Origin of the sequence: Micromonospora sp. NPDC005299 (assembly GCF_042872345.1) — a bacterium.
Taxonomy (GTDB): Bacteria; Actinomycetota; Actinomycetes; order Mycobacteriales; family Micromonosporaceae; genus Micromonospora.
Map to the genome: position 1 here is coordinate 58,636 of NZ_JBIAKG010000003.1, position 12,558 is coordinate 71,193.

A 12,558-nucleotide genomic window follows, 5' to 3' on the forward strand; every position below is an offset into this window, starting at 1 on the left:
GTGGAGTGCGACCGGAAGCAGGTCAGGCCAGCGACACCATGCTGTTGCTGCCGAAATCAAGCAGCGACTGCATCCCCAGCGTCGTCAGGTTGACCAGACCAATGCAGCCGTAGCGGAACGTGAAGTGCTGACCGGCCGACATGGTGTGCTGGAGCCAGATGTTCGCGCTGGTCATGCCAGCCGGGACGGTGAACGGCCAAAGCAGCGGGGGGAGACGGTACGTGCCCGGCGCGATGACGTACCCGACGGGCCGCGTGGTGAGGGCGCTCGTGACCTGCGCGCCTACCTGATCCACGACACGGATGTTCACCGCGCTGACCGCGGTCGCCGCCGACTCCCAGTTGCCGGACACGTCATCGACCTCGGCCAGCAGGCACAGCGCCAGCCGGTCACCTGCGGCCACGGGGGTAGCGGGCGACGACAGTGTGCGCACAGTTGCCGCCGCCGCGTCGATGTCCACTTGCGCCCACCTGCCAGCGGGCAAGCGGCCGGTCGTGTCCGTCGCCAGCGAATACGTTGGGGCGGTGCCAGTGCCGCCCGGCCACTCAAACCAGCCCGACGGGCGCACGCTGCCGGAGTCGCACAGCGCGTCGGCGATGAGGTTGCCCGGCTGCCCCTCCGACGTGACCCACCCCGGCCAGGCCGGACCGCTGCCACGGATCGCCGCCGCGACGACCCGGGCGATCCGCAGATGACCGAGGTCGTTCGGGTGGGTGCCGTCGCCCGAGTCGTATGCGGACGCGAGCCGACCCGTGGTGGTGTCGGCAAGGGCCGCCCACACGTCCACAACCTGAGCGCCGAACATCGGCGCGAATACGCGCAGCCACGCGTTGTAACCCTCGGTGCTGGTGTGCTGCGCCGCCGGGGCGCTCGCCGCGCGGGGCGGGACAGTGCCCACCAACACCCGCCCGAGGGCGCGCAGCCGGGTGATGATCTGCGTCATCGTGCTGGCGTAGCTGGTGAGGGACACACCCTGAGCGGCGTCATTCGTGCCAGCCAAGACGAAGAACGACGTCGCCCCCGACGTTTCCACCGCAGCCAGCCGCGCCAGCATCTGGTCACTGCGCTCGCCCGCGACACCGGCCTCGAACGAGTCAGGGCGGATGAGGCTGTGCCCCGCTAGCGCAATCGCGCGTGGAGCGTAGGCGTACGCCCCGTTGGTGGCGGCTGACCCGTTGGTGATGGAATCGCCGATGAACGCCCACCGGTGCCCCCACTGGGCCACGCTGCGAAGCACAGAGCCCGGTGCGTCCCCTGCCGCCACGGTGCCCGCCGTGGTGCCCACGCCGAGCGTGGCCGCCCCGCCCAGGCCCAGATTGGTGCGGGCCGTCGCCGTACTGGCCAGGTCGGACAGGTTCGCCGCCCGCTGCGACGAAGACGCGATAGCCGCAGCCTGCGCCGCATTGGCCTTCGCCTGCGCCCCGGTCGGTGTCTCAGCGGCACCGGCGGTGCCCTCCACCACGGTCACCCGCCCAGCGAGCGCATCGAGCCGGTCGTCCGTGCGGGCGTACACCGGCCACGCCGGACCGTTGTCGACCACCACCCACAGCGTGTCCACGCCGTCGGGAAACTGCACCAACGGCAGCATCGAGTACGCGTCAATCGTCACGACACTGCCCGCAACCGGACTGCCATCCAGCCACAAAATGTCCGCAAGCTGCGTTGCCGCCGCGTCCGAGTAGACGGTGGCAGGCCGGTTCCGCTTCGACTTGAAAGCGTCCCCGACGATGACCTTCACCTCACGGCTGGCCTCGTCCGGGCCGATCAGACGCGCCATGCTGCCGCCCTTCGATCAAGGTTGGGTGCTGGGGTGGCCGGATAGTGCCGGCCACCCCAGGGCACCGCTCTCATGTCACTTCGCGGCGCGGACGGTACCGGTCCGCCTCTTCCCGGCCGTCGTTGCCTTCTTGGCCTCGCCGCCGTCGTCGGCAGAGCCGGCGGCCGGCTGATCGAGCGGGGCCCACCCGGAGCCGAGCCGCTCCGCCTTCTCATCGCTGACATTCACCACAACACCGGTGGTGGCGTTACGCAGCCGCGGCATGTCAGGCCTCGTCCACCGCGTTGACGATCTTCCCGAAGGCGTTCAGGTCCATGATCACCCAGCCGTACACGACCTCCGTACGCAGCGCGATCTGGTTCTTCCGCTTCAGGTCACCCTGCCCGTCCGGGTCACCGAACCGGATGATCTCCACCGGCACGTTGCGCTGGACGCCCCACACGAGCTGCGACCAGTCACCGAGCAGCGCCTTGACCTTGGTGTCGGTCGCCTCCGGCGTGCCGGAAACCGTCGAGGTCGAGTAGGCGCTCAGCCCCTTGAAGTTGGTGATGGCGTTGCCGAAGCCCAGCTCGGGGAACTTCAGCCGGCCGTCGGGGTACCGCTCGGTGGCCAGCGTCCACGCGTACGACGGGTCGAACGCGACGCCGTTGGGCACGTACCCGTCAGCGATGATCAGACCGGCCGCGGTCTGGATCTCCATCTCCGGGCCCTGCGGCGCGTTCGCGCCGGTGCCGTCGAGGATCTCCACCGAGTTGGTGGTCTGCGTCAGGTACTCGGTGATCGACGTGACCGCCGCACCCGAGATCGGGTTGATCCGGTGGAACACACCCAGGTCCAGGGCGCGACCCAGCGCGTCACCCGCCGCGCGGGCGCAGGTGTTGAGGACACCCAGCTGGTAGTCCTCGTCGGCCCACTGGACTTCCTCGTTGAAGCGCAGGGTGACCTGCACCTTCTTCGGAGTGACAGTCTTGGTGCCGAACGCGACGCTCGACGACGCCTTGTCGGCGCCCTCAGCGACGTACTCGGCGCGCGGCCGGGTGTTGAACGTCATCAGGTCGGTGTTACCGAACAGCATCGGGGTCTGCCCGGAGAGAGCCGCGACGGCCGAGCCGGTCTGCGCCTTCTCCCAGAGCCCGGCCGCGATGTTCTTCGGCAGGACGAGATTGCTGCTGGCGAGTACGGCCACGGCCGTGCTCCTTCCTGGTCAGTCTCCGGCAGCGAACAGCGAACGGGCGAACTCCCGCTCGTCGCTCTCACCGGAAGTGGGGGACGTGCCCTCCCGGGGCACGTGGTTGCCTTGCTTCTTGCGGCCCTCGGCCTGCTGTCCGAGCCTCTCGGCGAGGCGGCGCATCGCGTCCTCGTCGGTGATCGAATCGAGCAGCGCCGCGTCGTCCTTGCTGAGCTTGTGCTCCAGCGCGACCTCGCGGCGCAGCGCACGAGCCTCTGCGTCCCTGGCGGTCTGCTCGGCCTTCGCCAGCCGCTCCGCCGCCTTGTCCGCCTCGGACTTGTTCGCCTCTTCGATCTCCGCGAGACGCTTCGCGGCGTCGGCGTTCGCCTTCGCCTTCCGCTCCCAGTCGCGGGACTTCGCCTTCCAGTCGATCTCGTCGGGCCTCGTGTCCTGCGCCTGTGCAGCCGCAGCCTGCGCGCCCTCGCCGGTTTCGACGGTGGTGTCTTCGGACATGTGTTCTCCCGTGCGGGATAGCCGGGCCGCCGTGCGGCAGTCCCAGCAGTCGGATGGATCAGCCCGCCATGCGGCGGGAAGTCAGTTGATGCCCAGGTCCTCGCGCATCTGGGCGAGGATCGCCTTCGGGTCACCGCCGGCCTTGCCACGGGCGGCGCTGTACTCCTCCAGCAGCGCATCCACGTCATACGGCTCCGGCTGGCCAGGCCACACCGGCGTCGGGACACAGTCGCACTTGCTGTGGTAGCTGTTCGCCAGGCCGCCGGCGTCCTCTTCCGAGTGGTAGACGGCGCCCCGCGAGGCCAGCAGCCGGCAGAACGCGCACGTCGTCGCCCCTGACGGGACCCGCGCCCACCTCGCGTCGGCTGGGTCGAGGTCGACGCTGTCCGCGATCGTCTGCCGGCCCGGCTGCAACACCAGCCGCTGCACACCACCCGACAGATTCGCGAGCGCCTGCTGCGGGTCCGGCTGGCCGCCGAACAGCGGCCCGACCGCCCACCGGGCCACCGCCGCCGCCTGACCCTCCGGCGGCGGGTCCGCCATCCGCGCCCGGAACCGGCCCGGCACATCAGCCGCCAGCCGCAGCTCGTCGTACCAGTCGGCAGCAGCCAACGCCGCCGCGTCCCCGTACGTGGCCACCAGATCGGCGGTGAACGACTCCATCTCCGCCACCGGGACATCACCCGTCAGCAGGGAGAGCAACTGCTCCCACCAACTGACCAGCTCGGCCAGCGCCAGCGTCACGACGTCGGTCTGCGAGGACCGGAACGCCGCCACGTCAGCGGCCGTCGCCACCGTTGCCCTCCAACGCCGTCACGGCCGGGTTCTGCCGCGCCGCCTGCGCCGCCGCAGCCAGCGCGGTCACCCGCTGCTGCGCCTGCGCCCGCCGCCGATCCGCCAACGCCCGATCGATCTGCTGGGCATCCAGGCCCAGCAGCTCCAGCCCAACCTCGGTGTCAGCCAGCCACGGGATCGCCGAGAGCTGCTTCATGCCCGCGTCGGCCTGCGCCGCCCGGGACAGGAACCGCGGGTCACGCCACTTCGGCTGGATCGTCGACCACTCCGCCGGGACATCCTCGGCCTTGACGCCGTTCGCCATCGCCAACGCCCGCACCGCCGCACGGCGCAGGTACGGCGCCCAGTCGGCCGTACAGCCCTCCGCCTCCGCGATCAGGTGCTGCTGCGACGCGTCGTACGCCTCCGCGGACGTGGGGTTCGCCATGTCGGTGATCGCCACCGCCGTGTCCGGCAGCGACGTGGCCCGGGCGAACATCTTCGCGTAGGCGTTCAGCGCCTCGAGGTGCGGCGCCGGTGAAGTGGCCGGGAACTGCTTCACATCCGCCCGCGGCGTCTGCGCGTCCTCGTCGTCCGGGACACCCTTGATGCGGCCCATCACGACCTGCCAGGACTGCTTCAGCGTCCCGTCGGCGTTCTTGAAAATCGACTCGTCGGCGCCCAGCATCCACAGATCCGGGATGGCGTAGATGTCGCTGTGCGCCTCCAACCGGATCAGGGCCCGTACCGCCTGGTCCTGCAACGCCATGACCTCGCGGGAGATCCGCGACGACCCGAACGCCCGCCCGAGCCGCGGCTTGTACGGCAGCGGCTCCGCCGGCACACCGTAGGCGTGCTCCTGCACGTCCACCGACCAGCCCGACGAGTCCTTCTCCGCGACGACCGTCCGGCCATCCAGGTACAGGGCCAGCGAGGTGGGCTTCCCGTCGTCGTTGCGGCCCGTCACCGACAGCAGGTTGTCCAGCCGGCGGGTGCGGGTGTTCCACACGCCGGTCGCGTTCAACGCGTCCCGGAAGTGGATCAGCGCGTCCGGCTCTCCCTCCCCGCCGACCGTGTTCACCACGAACGCCGTCGAGTGGATCAGCGACGAGATGGCGCCCTGCGACACCTCCGAGCCGAGGTTGTTGCCCTCCCACACCTCACGGAAGCCGAGGTCATCCAGGTTGCCGCCCGGCCACACGAACCCGTCGAGGTTGCAGCGGCGGGCCAGGATGTCCACCGCCTTACCCGACCAGCCCAGCACAATGCCCAGCCGCCAATACTGCGGCGGGATCACCGACCCGACCAGCCGCACGGCCTTCTTCATGTCGTAGTAGGCCGACCGGAGCCGATTCCGCTCAGCCTTCGCCGCGAGCCGCTCCAACAGCAGGTTCAGGGTGCGGTTGTCGTCGTCGGAGACGCCCGGCAGGGTGATCCGGTCCGTCACAACACCACCGCCCTCCGTCTGCCCTCACCGCGACCCGCGCCCGCCCGCATGGGCTTGCGCGGCTTCGTCATCTGCGCCCCGATCAGGGCGAGGGTCCCCGCCTGAATCGGCGTGATATCCGACTCGGCCGTCTTCCGCGACCACACCCACATGCCCGTATCCCCGAGGGGACGCTTCCCCGCCGGCAGCGCCGCCGAGGTGAACTGCGGCTGCCCGATGTGCCATAGCCAACCCGTCACAATCCCGTCGAGCACCCGAGAGCAGCCGGCACCCAGCTCGGCGACCTTCACCGGGGACACCTCGAGCTTGGTGCCCTTGAAGAACCACCGGTCCGCGCGCTTCTCGAGCAGCGCCGCCACCGGGCCCGCCACGTCCACGACGATCGCCCGGATCTGCGGGTTGGCCGCCACCGTCGCCTCGAGGTGCGGCACCAGCCACGCAACACCCCGGCCCCGGGTGTGCTGGTCGTCGTCCAGCTCGAAATGCCAGTCCCCGTCCGCGCGCTGCCCGGCCAGGGACACCGAAGCCCACGTCAAGTCCGGGCCGCATTCGACGCCCAGCGCGAAACGGTCGACGGCGATCGAATGCTCGTCGGCCTGGTCCCGCCACGACGGCCCCGGGATGATCCCATGCTTCGCCGCACCGGACCACATGCCCAGCCGCTCCATAGCGAACTGGTCGTCCGTCATAGACGCCCGCTCGGCCTCGATCGCCTCGCGGGAGATGCGGTACCCGTACGCCGGGTTTGCCTTCGCCCAGGTCGCCGGGTCGTCGAGGTTGTCGTCGGGGTCGGCGGACCATTCGAGGTAGGCCATCCGCGAGCCCTTGCCCGTGACGCCCTGCTCGCGGATCTGCGCGAACACCTCACCGTCATCCTGCGGGGTCGGCGGTGTACCGAGCAGCCACGCCTGCGGGTTCTCCCGCGCAGACATCGTCGGCAGGATCGACGACCACGCCGGCCGACCCAGGATCTGCGCCTCATCCAGCAGCAGACAGTCGGACGAGAACCCGCGGCTACCCGCGATCGACCGGGCCTTGATTTTGATCGTGTGACCGGACGTGAACCGGATGTGCTCCCGGTTGATCGCCTTCATCACCGACTCGACACGCCGCGACAGCGACGGGTTCTCGTCGATGATGTCCAGCAGCCGCTGGAACACCTCCCGCGCCGTGTCCGTCTGGTGCGCCGAGCAGATGATGGTCTTCTCATCGAACAGCAGCACCCCAGCCAGCGCCCGCGCCACGATGAGCTGCGACTTGCCATTCTGCCGAGGGGTACTCACCCCGACGATCCGGGCAGCCCAACGGCCGTCCGACCGCTCGCCCATCGCGGCCTGAAGGACCGTCTCTTGCCACTCGTCGAGGGGCACGCCGAGGCTGGCCGACAGGTCGGCTACGTCTTCCCAGGCGTTAGCCCGAACGCTTGGCGCGTGGCTGACCCGGGGCGGCCGACCGGCGAGCGTTGCGCCGCTGCGCGATCTCGTCAACGGCGTCACCCTTCTGCTCCGGTGGCGCCAGTTCATCAATCTCGGCGAGCACGGCCCGGTACTCCCGGGACAGCGACGCAAAGTCACGCACCGGAACGTCGCCAGACAGCGCTGCCTCAATGGAGGTGCGGAGGGCCGTCAGCCGGTCAAGCCGCGACGCGGTTTCCTCGGGCTGAGTTGCATCCACGGTGCGCCGTCCTGAGGTTCGATGGGGCGTGGTTCGGGATGAGCGCCAGGGACTGCGGTTCGATGTGGTCCAGCGACGGCGCGTCGCGGTGCAGGTGATGCACGGCCAGGTCCACCGGCCCCCCGCACAGTTGGCAGGTCCAGTCGTCGCGCTCGTAGATCGCGATTCGATCGGCGGGGGCGATCCAGTGGTGTCGGTAGGCCGGCGGTAGGTAGGCCACCGTCGACTCCGCCTTGGCCCGACGGCAGTCGGCGCAGCGACAACCCCGGTCGTATGCGCCCCGCGTTCCGCAAGGGCTGCGCCAGCATCCCCGGCATCGCGCCTCGCCCGGCGGTCGGCTGGTTGAGCTGCGCCAGATCAGCTTCCCGCAGCCAGCACATGGAACGTCGGCTCTTCTTGGCACGAGGGATCCCAGGGATGCGGGAGCCCTCGGCGTGAGGGCTCTGTGTGTGCAAGCCGCCTAAGCCGGGAAGTGCGGGCCGGGGCGGGGGTGGGGGGACCTCCCCCTGGGCCGAGGTCAGCGGGGCCGGCTCAGGCTGCCTGAGCGGCGCAGAACGGGCCCACCGTCAGCGCGGTCGCTCTTGGCGCGGTTGCATCGGCGATGGGCTGGCTGCTTGTTGTCGAGCGTGTCGCTGCCACCGCGGTTGCGCGGCACGATGTGGTCGACGACGAACTCGCCTGGGTCCATGTACGGCAGCTCGTAGTCGATCGACTCTCCGCACAGCGCGCATGGCGGCCTGCCTCTGGCGATGGTCTTGCGGTGCCGGTCCCGGATGGTGGTGTTGCGCTGCTGGGCCATGGCTACCCGGGCCAGTGGGCGACGCAGCCGGCCAGCAGCCCACCGCAGACAACAGCCAGGACGGCGGCGAGCAGCGCGTAGGGGATGCGCACCGTGCCACCCCCTGGACGTGCTGAAGCCCCGCTGTCCTGGGGGGATGCGGGGCTTCAGAGACACCTCTAGCGCTGTAGATCTATCGTCCGCACTGGTCAGGCCGCTGTCAAGCGGCCACACCTGCGGCACGCCGGTAGGCGACGTCAGCCACCACCGCACGCACCTCACCGACCCGGTACAACGGCCGACCCCGCTCATCCACCCCACGCGCGGTGATCCGCCCCCGGTCGGCGTAGTTACGCACCATCGACGGCGTCACCCTGCGATCCAGCACCGTCAACGCCGCAGCAACCAGCGAGGCGTGAGCGAGCACCTGGTCGGCTTCGTCGAGCAGCCACTCGCGTCGCTCGCCCACGTCGTGCCGGGTCTTGCAGGCCGGGCAGCGGACCGTGCCGTCGTCGGTGCGCGCGTACAACTCCTCAGCGCAGAGCACGTCTCTGCCGGCTTCGTCCACGTCGGTCTGCTCGCGGCAGGGCCCGGCGTACCAGAGCGGCGGCGGGGCGTCCACAACCTGCACGATGATCCGGCAAGCGTCACCCAGCTCGTCGAGCGCCTCCCTGCCCTCGGGGCGGTGCCGCAGCCAGCCGAGCTGGCCGAGCAGATACACGGCGGCGCGGGCCACCGGGTGCGGCACGGACCGGGTGCGGATCAGCGAGCATGTCTCGTGCCGGCAGCCGGCCCCAGAGCGGCACAGCGGCCCGATCACAGGCCCGGGGCGTACCGGGCCACCACCGCGCTCCTCGGCTACGTGACGGGCCCACGTGACGATCGTGTTGCTGGCGTCGAGACCGCGAGACCGGGCCGACGGGTCGAACGGCAGCGGGGTCACCTTCAGCCCACCGTCCGGGCGCCCGTCGGGGTCGTCGTCGGGCAGGGTGCGGCCGTGCCGGTCGGAGTAGCGGGCGAGCCGGGCCACGGTCACCTCGACCTCGCTGGCGACCGCGGTGACGGCTGCGAGGTGCTCGGCGGTGCGGTTGGCGCAGCGGGGACACACGTAGGCGGTGTCCGGCAGCGGCTTCTCGCACAGGTCGCAGGTGGAGGTGATGTCGCTCGGCATGGTGTCGATCCCCCGGGTTGTAGGCTGGCCGGTGGGTAGAGCGGGCGCCTACTGGGTGTGCTGCTCCGGTGGGCCAGGGCTTGGGCGAAGCTCCTGGCCCACCGTCGTTTCAGCGGGCGGTGATGATCTGCCACACGAGGTCGAGCAGGATCCTCATGGCCGCACCTCCCTTCACAGTCCGATGCCGGAGGCGGGGTTCTTCCGCCACCGGTCCACTTCTTCGAGGTAGCCGAACAGGGCCGCGGAGCCCTCTTTCCAGCCGCCGTGCCGGGCGATGCGCACGAGGTCGGCGTCGGGTGCGGCGTAGGCGGCGGTGGCGAACCCGCGCCGCAGGCTGTGCCCCGAGTAGGCGGCAGCGGCGTCCAGCCCCGCAGCCTCAGCGGCGCGGCGGATGATGTTGGCGACGGTTTCGCCGGTGATCCGCCCGTCGGTGTCGCCGCGTCCGGTGGCGACGTGCCCGAGCCGGCCGTGTCGGTCGATACGCACGAACAGCGGCCCGTCCTCGCGGCCGTGGTGGGCGAGGGCGGTGCGCCACTGCTCGACGGCGCGGACGGGGCAGGTCGCGAGGTTGGAGCCGTACGGCACGGCGACGATGCGACCCCGGCCGTCCTTGTCAGTCTTGGACAGCCGGACGGTGACCTGCAGCCCCTCGGGGTGGGGTTCGAGGTCGGCGAGGTTGAGGGCGGCGATCTCGGAGCGTCGTGCGCCCATGGCGAAGCCGAGGACGATGACGGCGCGGTCGCGGACACCGACGAGCGTGTCGGGGTCGAGGGTGGCGACCATGGCCCGCAGGGCGGTCAACGTGAGGGCGGGGGCCCGTTTCACGGTGCCGCCGGCTTTGGCGTACCGCTTCCGGTAGCCGCGCAGCACCTCCCGCGCCCCACGCCGGTCGGGTTCACCGTGCCCTGCGGCTTGGTGGGCTTTGGTGATGGCGGCCAGCGCCTTGCCGATGGACGACGGGGCCAGCTCGCGGCCGGCGAGGTGCGCGGCGTATTCGGCGAGGGTTTCCCCGGTGGCGGGCAGCGGGGTGCGCTGCTGGGCGGTGGCCCAGGTGGTGAAGCGGGCCCATTCTTCGCGGTAGGCGCGGCGGGTGTTGGCGGGGGTGGCTTCGTCGATGAGCTGCCAGGCGGCGTCGGACAGGTGGGTGTCGCGTGGGGCCGGTACGCGGTTGAGGGGCGTCAGGTCAGTCACGGCCGCCACTCCTCGCGGTAGCCGGGCCGGTCGGCGTACGGCAGGGCGAGCGTCTTGACAGTCTCGCAAGGCGGCGTGTAGAGGCACACGTTGCAGATGGGGTCAGTTCCGTCCGCGTCATCGCAGCGGTGCAAGCTGAGGATGCGCCGCTTGGCGTCGACCTCGGCGAGCGCCCGGACCGGCTCCCACCGCTGCGCGTGGGCTGTCAGCGCGTGCAGATTCACCGACGGATTTCTGGAGGCAAACCACCACTCACCTCGCTGGCGCGCTTCTCGGGCGATCCGCTCGTCTTCATCCAGCTGCGTGCGTAGCCATGTCGATAGGTCAGTCATCGTTCGTCTCATCCCTCTCCCAGTCGGCTTGTTCCTCTGACATCCCGGTCAGCTTCGGCCCGAGCAGTCGGGCACCCCGCTCCCGAAGCGCCACAGCGTCAGGTGTGCCGAGCGATGAGGCTTCGAGGAGCCGGGCGACCCGCTCGCCCAACTGCGGCGCGACGACAAGGTCAGTCACGGGTGGCGACCTCAACCCGAAGCCGCTCTACCTCTGCGACAAGGCGGGCCATCACCAGCCGGTAGTTTCCGGTTGGGCAGGTGCACTTCACGGGCAGACCGGCGTCGCAGAGGCCGCACTGCTGGATGAAGGCCAGCGCGTCGGCGACGACGTCCCGGTCGGCGTTCTCCCACGGATCGCCCGGCACGTCGGCTGCGTTGTCGGGGGCGGCGTCCTCCCACTCGTCACCCAGCCCGTCGTCGTGCGGCCCAGTGTGGCCCTTTGGCAGGTTGCAGCACCACGTGGCACCCGACGACACGACGTGACCGGCGAGGCACATTCCGTCGAGCTTGCTCATCTCGGTCTCTCCTTGATCAATCCAGGGGAGCAGGTCAGTCGCGGCTGGCGGCCTTGGTGGCTTCGAGACGCCAGTCCTCCACGTTGAAGTCCCTCGGGTCCAGGTCGGGGTCGATCTCGCCCGGGTTGACGCCGTAGCGGACGAGCACCTCGGTCAGCCAGTCCTCGTACTCGCCGTTGAGCGCGCCCAGTTCTGGAGTCAGCTCCCAGATCAGCGCGGTGACGTTCGGAGCGTCCATGAGCAGCACCGGGTCCGGGTCCTCGATGAGCGCGGCGGCGGCGGCGGTGGAGGCGACGGCGGCGAGAGCCAGGTAGCCGATGTCGGGTCGGGAGCCGGGCTCCGGGTTGGGCGTGAGGTTGCGGATCTCGCGACGGAAGGTGGCCCAGCAGGCGAGGGCCTGGGCGGCGTAGTGCCGCACCCACGCGTCGCGGGTGGCGTCGTCCTCGGTGGCGGGAGCGGGGGCGATCCGGTTGGCGGTATTGATCGGTGATTCGGTCGTGGTGGTCATCTCGATCTCTCTTTCTGGTTCGTGGGAAGGACAGTTATCGCGATTCAGGGCGCTCGTTCGGCGGTACGTACGTCTCGCTCATCGACGCCTTCTTGCCGGCCTCGGTCAGCCAGGCCATGACGGTCAGCGGCGCGACGCCGGACTTCCAGCCGATGAGGCCGATGTCGGCGAGCTGCCCGATGTGCGAGCGGAACCGGGCGGGGAAGGTCCACAGGGTCTCGCCGGTGCGGTAGCGGGCGGCGAGGACTTCGAGGATTAGGTACTGGGTGGGCGGCAGCTCGTCGGTGTCGAGCGGGGCCACGGTCGCTTCCTTGCTCATCTCAGGGTCTCCTCGGTCAGTGGGTGAAGTGGGTGGGCCGGAAGCTGTGCCACAACCCCGGGCCCTCGGCGGGCGGACCGTCGCTCTCCGTCGGCCGGGCCACTTCGTTGGAAGTGGCACAGGCCGTTCATGCGGCCACCGCCTCGGCTCCGAGGTGGGCAAGAAGCTGCTCCCCCAAGAAGCGGGAGTAGGCGGGCGGGATGCCGAGGGACAGGCCGCGGGGCGATGCCCACGGGGCGCCCATCTCGACGCTGGTGACGTGGAAGCCGGCGAGGGCGTAGCCGTAGGCGGCGAGTCCTTCCCCGCCGAACAGGTCGAGCAGTCGGGGGCGGGTCACTGGTTCACCTCCGGGTCGATGTCGTTGAGGCCTTGGCAGTCGTGGTCGCAGCGG

General features: G+C 70.3%; 18 protein-coding genes. All 18 read right to left on the reverse strand.

The genetic code is table 11. From position 1 onward, the window contains the following. Positions 1-22: 22 nt before the first annotated feature. The 18 genes from ACFYPD_RS09475 to ACFYPD_RS09560 all read right to left on the reverse strand — a co-directional run bounded on the left by ACFYPD_RS09475 (position 23) and on the right by ACFYPD_RS09560 (position 12,504). Positions 23-1,777, reverse strand: a complete 1,755-nt coding sequence (locus ACFYPD_RS09475) for an SGNH/GDSL hydrolase family protein (RefSeq protein ID WP_387110743.1) — start codon at positions 1,775-1,777, stop codon at positions 23-25. Positions 1,778-1,852: 75 nt separating this feature from the next. Continuing rightward, on the reverse strand, positions 1,853-2,041 hold the full coding sequence (locus ACFYPD_RS09480; protein WP_387110745.1) for a hypothetical protein: 189 nt from the start codon (positions 2,039-2,041) through the stop codon (positions 1,853-1,855). A gap of 1 nt (position 2,042) precedes the next feature. Continuing rightward, the gene (locus tag ACFYPD_RS09485) at positions 2,043-2,963 is read right to left on the reverse strand and encodes a hypothetical protein (RefSeq protein ID WP_387110747.1); all 921 of its coding nucleotides are present in this window, start codon (positions 2,961-2,963) and stop codon (positions 2,043-2,045) included. An 18-nt stretch (positions 2,964-2,981) separates the two neighbouring features. Beyond that, positions 2,982-3,458, reverse strand: a complete 477-nt coding sequence (locus ACFYPD_RS09490) for a hypothetical protein (protein WP_387110749.1) — start codon at positions 3,456-3,458, stop codon at positions 2,982-2,984. 81 nt (positions 3,459-3,539) lie between these two features. Then, positions 3,540-4,253, reverse strand: coding sequence for a hypothetical protein (locus tag ACFYPD_RS09495; protein ID WP_387110751.1), 714 nt, complete (start codon positions 4,251-4,253; stop codon positions 3,540-3,542). Then, positions 4,237-5,679, reverse strand: coding sequence for a phage portal protein (locus tag ACFYPD_RS09500; RefSeq protein WP_387110753.1), 1,443 nt, complete (start codon positions 5,677-5,679; stop codon positions 4,237-4,239). Before ACFYPD_RS09500 ends, ACFYPD_RS09495 begins: the two co-directional genes overlap by 17 nt. Further along, positions 5,676-7,049, reverse strand: a complete 1,374-nt coding sequence (locus ACFYPD_RS09505) for a terminase large subunit domain-containing protein (RefSeq protein WP_387110755.1) — start codon at positions 7,047-7,049, stop codon at positions 5,676-5,678. Before ACFYPD_RS09505 ends, ACFYPD_RS09500 begins: the two co-directional genes overlap by 4 nt. A gap of 40 nt (positions 7,050-7,089) precedes the next feature. Continuing rightward, a complete protein-coding gene (locus tag ACFYPD_RS09510) occupies positions 7,090-7,353 on the reverse strand; it encodes a hypothetical protein (RefSeq protein ID WP_387110757.1) in 264 nt (87 codons plus the stop codon). Then, positions 7,313-7,756 (reverse strand): HNH endonuclease, encoded by a 444-nt coding sequence (locus ACFYPD_RS09515; RefSeq protein WP_387110759.1) that lies wholly within the window; start codon positions 7,754-7,756, stop codon positions 7,313-7,315. Before ACFYPD_RS09515 ends, ACFYPD_RS09510 begins: the two co-directional genes overlap by 41 nt. Positions 7,757-7,870: 114 nt before the next feature. Next, the gene (locus tag ACFYPD_RS09520) at positions 7,871-8,152 is read right to left on the reverse strand and encodes an HNH endonuclease (RefSeq protein WP_387110761.1); all 282 of its coding nucleotides are present in this window, start codon (positions 8,150-8,152) and stop codon (positions 7,871-7,873) included. A 199-nt stretch (positions 8,153-8,351) separates the two neighbouring features. Then, positions 8,352-9,302, reverse strand: coding sequence for a hypothetical protein (locus ACFYPD_RS09525; RefSeq protein ID WP_387110763.1), 951 nt, complete (start codon positions 9,300-9,302; stop codon positions 8,352-8,354). Positions 9,303-9,473: 171 nt separating this feature from the next. Next, the gene (locus ACFYPD_RS09530) at positions 9,474-10,493 is read right to left on the reverse strand and encodes a tyrosine-type recombinase/integrase (RefSeq protein ID WP_387110765.1); all 1,020 of its coding nucleotides are present in this window, start codon (positions 10,491-10,493) and stop codon (positions 9,474-9,476) included. Beyond that, positions 10,490-10,825, reverse strand: coding sequence for a DUF6221 family protein (locus ACFYPD_RS09535; protein ID WP_387110767.1), 336 nt, complete (start codon positions 10,823-10,825; stop codon positions 10,490-10,492). The genes ACFYPD_RS09530 and ACFYPD_RS09535 overlap by 4 nt, the downstream gene beginning before the upstream one ends. Further along, entirely contained in the window at positions 10,818-11,003 is a 186-nt protein-coding gene (locus ACFYPD_RS09540) for a hypothetical protein (RefSeq protein WP_387110769.1), read from the reverse strand. The genes ACFYPD_RS09535 and ACFYPD_RS09540 overlap by 8 nt, the downstream gene beginning before the upstream one ends. Then, positions 10,996-11,340, reverse strand: a complete 345-nt coding sequence (locus tag ACFYPD_RS09545; RefSeq protein ID WP_387110771.1) for a hypothetical protein — start codon at positions 11,338-11,340, stop codon at positions 10,996-10,998. Before ACFYPD_RS09545 ends, ACFYPD_RS09540 begins: the two co-directional genes overlap by 8 nt. A gap of 34 nt (positions 11,341-11,374) precedes the next feature. After that, complete coding sequence (locus ACFYPD_RS09550) at positions 11,375-11,848, reverse strand: hypothetical protein (protein ID WP_387110773.1); 474 nt, start codon at positions 11,846-11,848, stop codon at positions 11,375-11,377. A gap of 34 nt (positions 11,849-11,882) precedes the next feature. Continuing rightward, positions 11,883-12,167 (reverse strand): hypothetical protein, encoded by a 285-nt coding sequence (locus ACFYPD_RS09555; RefSeq protein ID WP_387110775.1) that lies wholly within the window; start codon positions 12,165-12,167, stop codon positions 11,883-11,885. Positions 12,168-12,294: 127 nt separating this feature from the next. Next, positions 12,295-12,504, reverse strand: coding sequence for a hypothetical protein (locus ACFYPD_RS09560; RefSeq protein ID WP_387110777.1), 210 nt, complete (start codon positions 12,502-12,504; stop codon positions 12,295-12,297). Positions 12,505-12,558 lie beyond the last annotated feature (54 nt).

Coding starts and splice junctions, on each gene's coding strand:
- ACFYPD_RS09525 (WP_387110763.1), bottom strand. CDS start 9,302: ATGCCGAGCGACATCACCTCCACCTGCGACCTGTGCGAGAAGCCGCTG.
- ACFYPD_RS09490 (WP_387110749.1), bottom strand. CDS start 3,458: ATGTCCGAAGACACCACCGTCGAAACCGGCGAGGGCGCGCAGGCTGCG.
- ACFYPD_RS09550 (WP_387110773.1), bottom strand. CDS start 11,848: ATGACCACCACGACCGAATCACCGATCAATACCGCCAACCGGATCGCC.
- ACFYPD_RS09545 (WP_387110771.1), bottom strand. CDS start 11,340: ATGAGCAAGCTCGACGGAATGTGCCTCGCCGGTCACGTCGTGTCGTCG.
- ACFYPD_RS09475 (WP_387110743.1), bottom strand. CDS start 1,777: ATGGCGCGTCTGATCGGCCCGGACGAGGCCAGCCGTGAGGTGAAGGTC.
- ACFYPD_RS09535 (WP_387110767.1), bottom strand. CDS start 10,825: ATGACTGACCTATCGACATGGCTACGCACGCAGCTGGATGAAGACGAG.
- ACFYPD_RS09480 (WP_387110745.1), bottom strand. CDS start 2,041: ATGCCGCGGCTGCGTAACGCCACCACCGGTGTTGTGGTGAATGTCAGC.
- ACFYPD_RS09555 (WP_387110775.1), bottom strand. CDS start 12,167: ATGAGCAAGGAAGCGACCGTGGCCCCGCTCGACACCGACGAGCTGCCG.
- ACFYPD_RS09520 (WP_387110761.1), bottom strand. CDS start 8,152: ATGGCCCAGCAGCGCAACACCACCATCCGGGACCGGCACCGCAAGACC.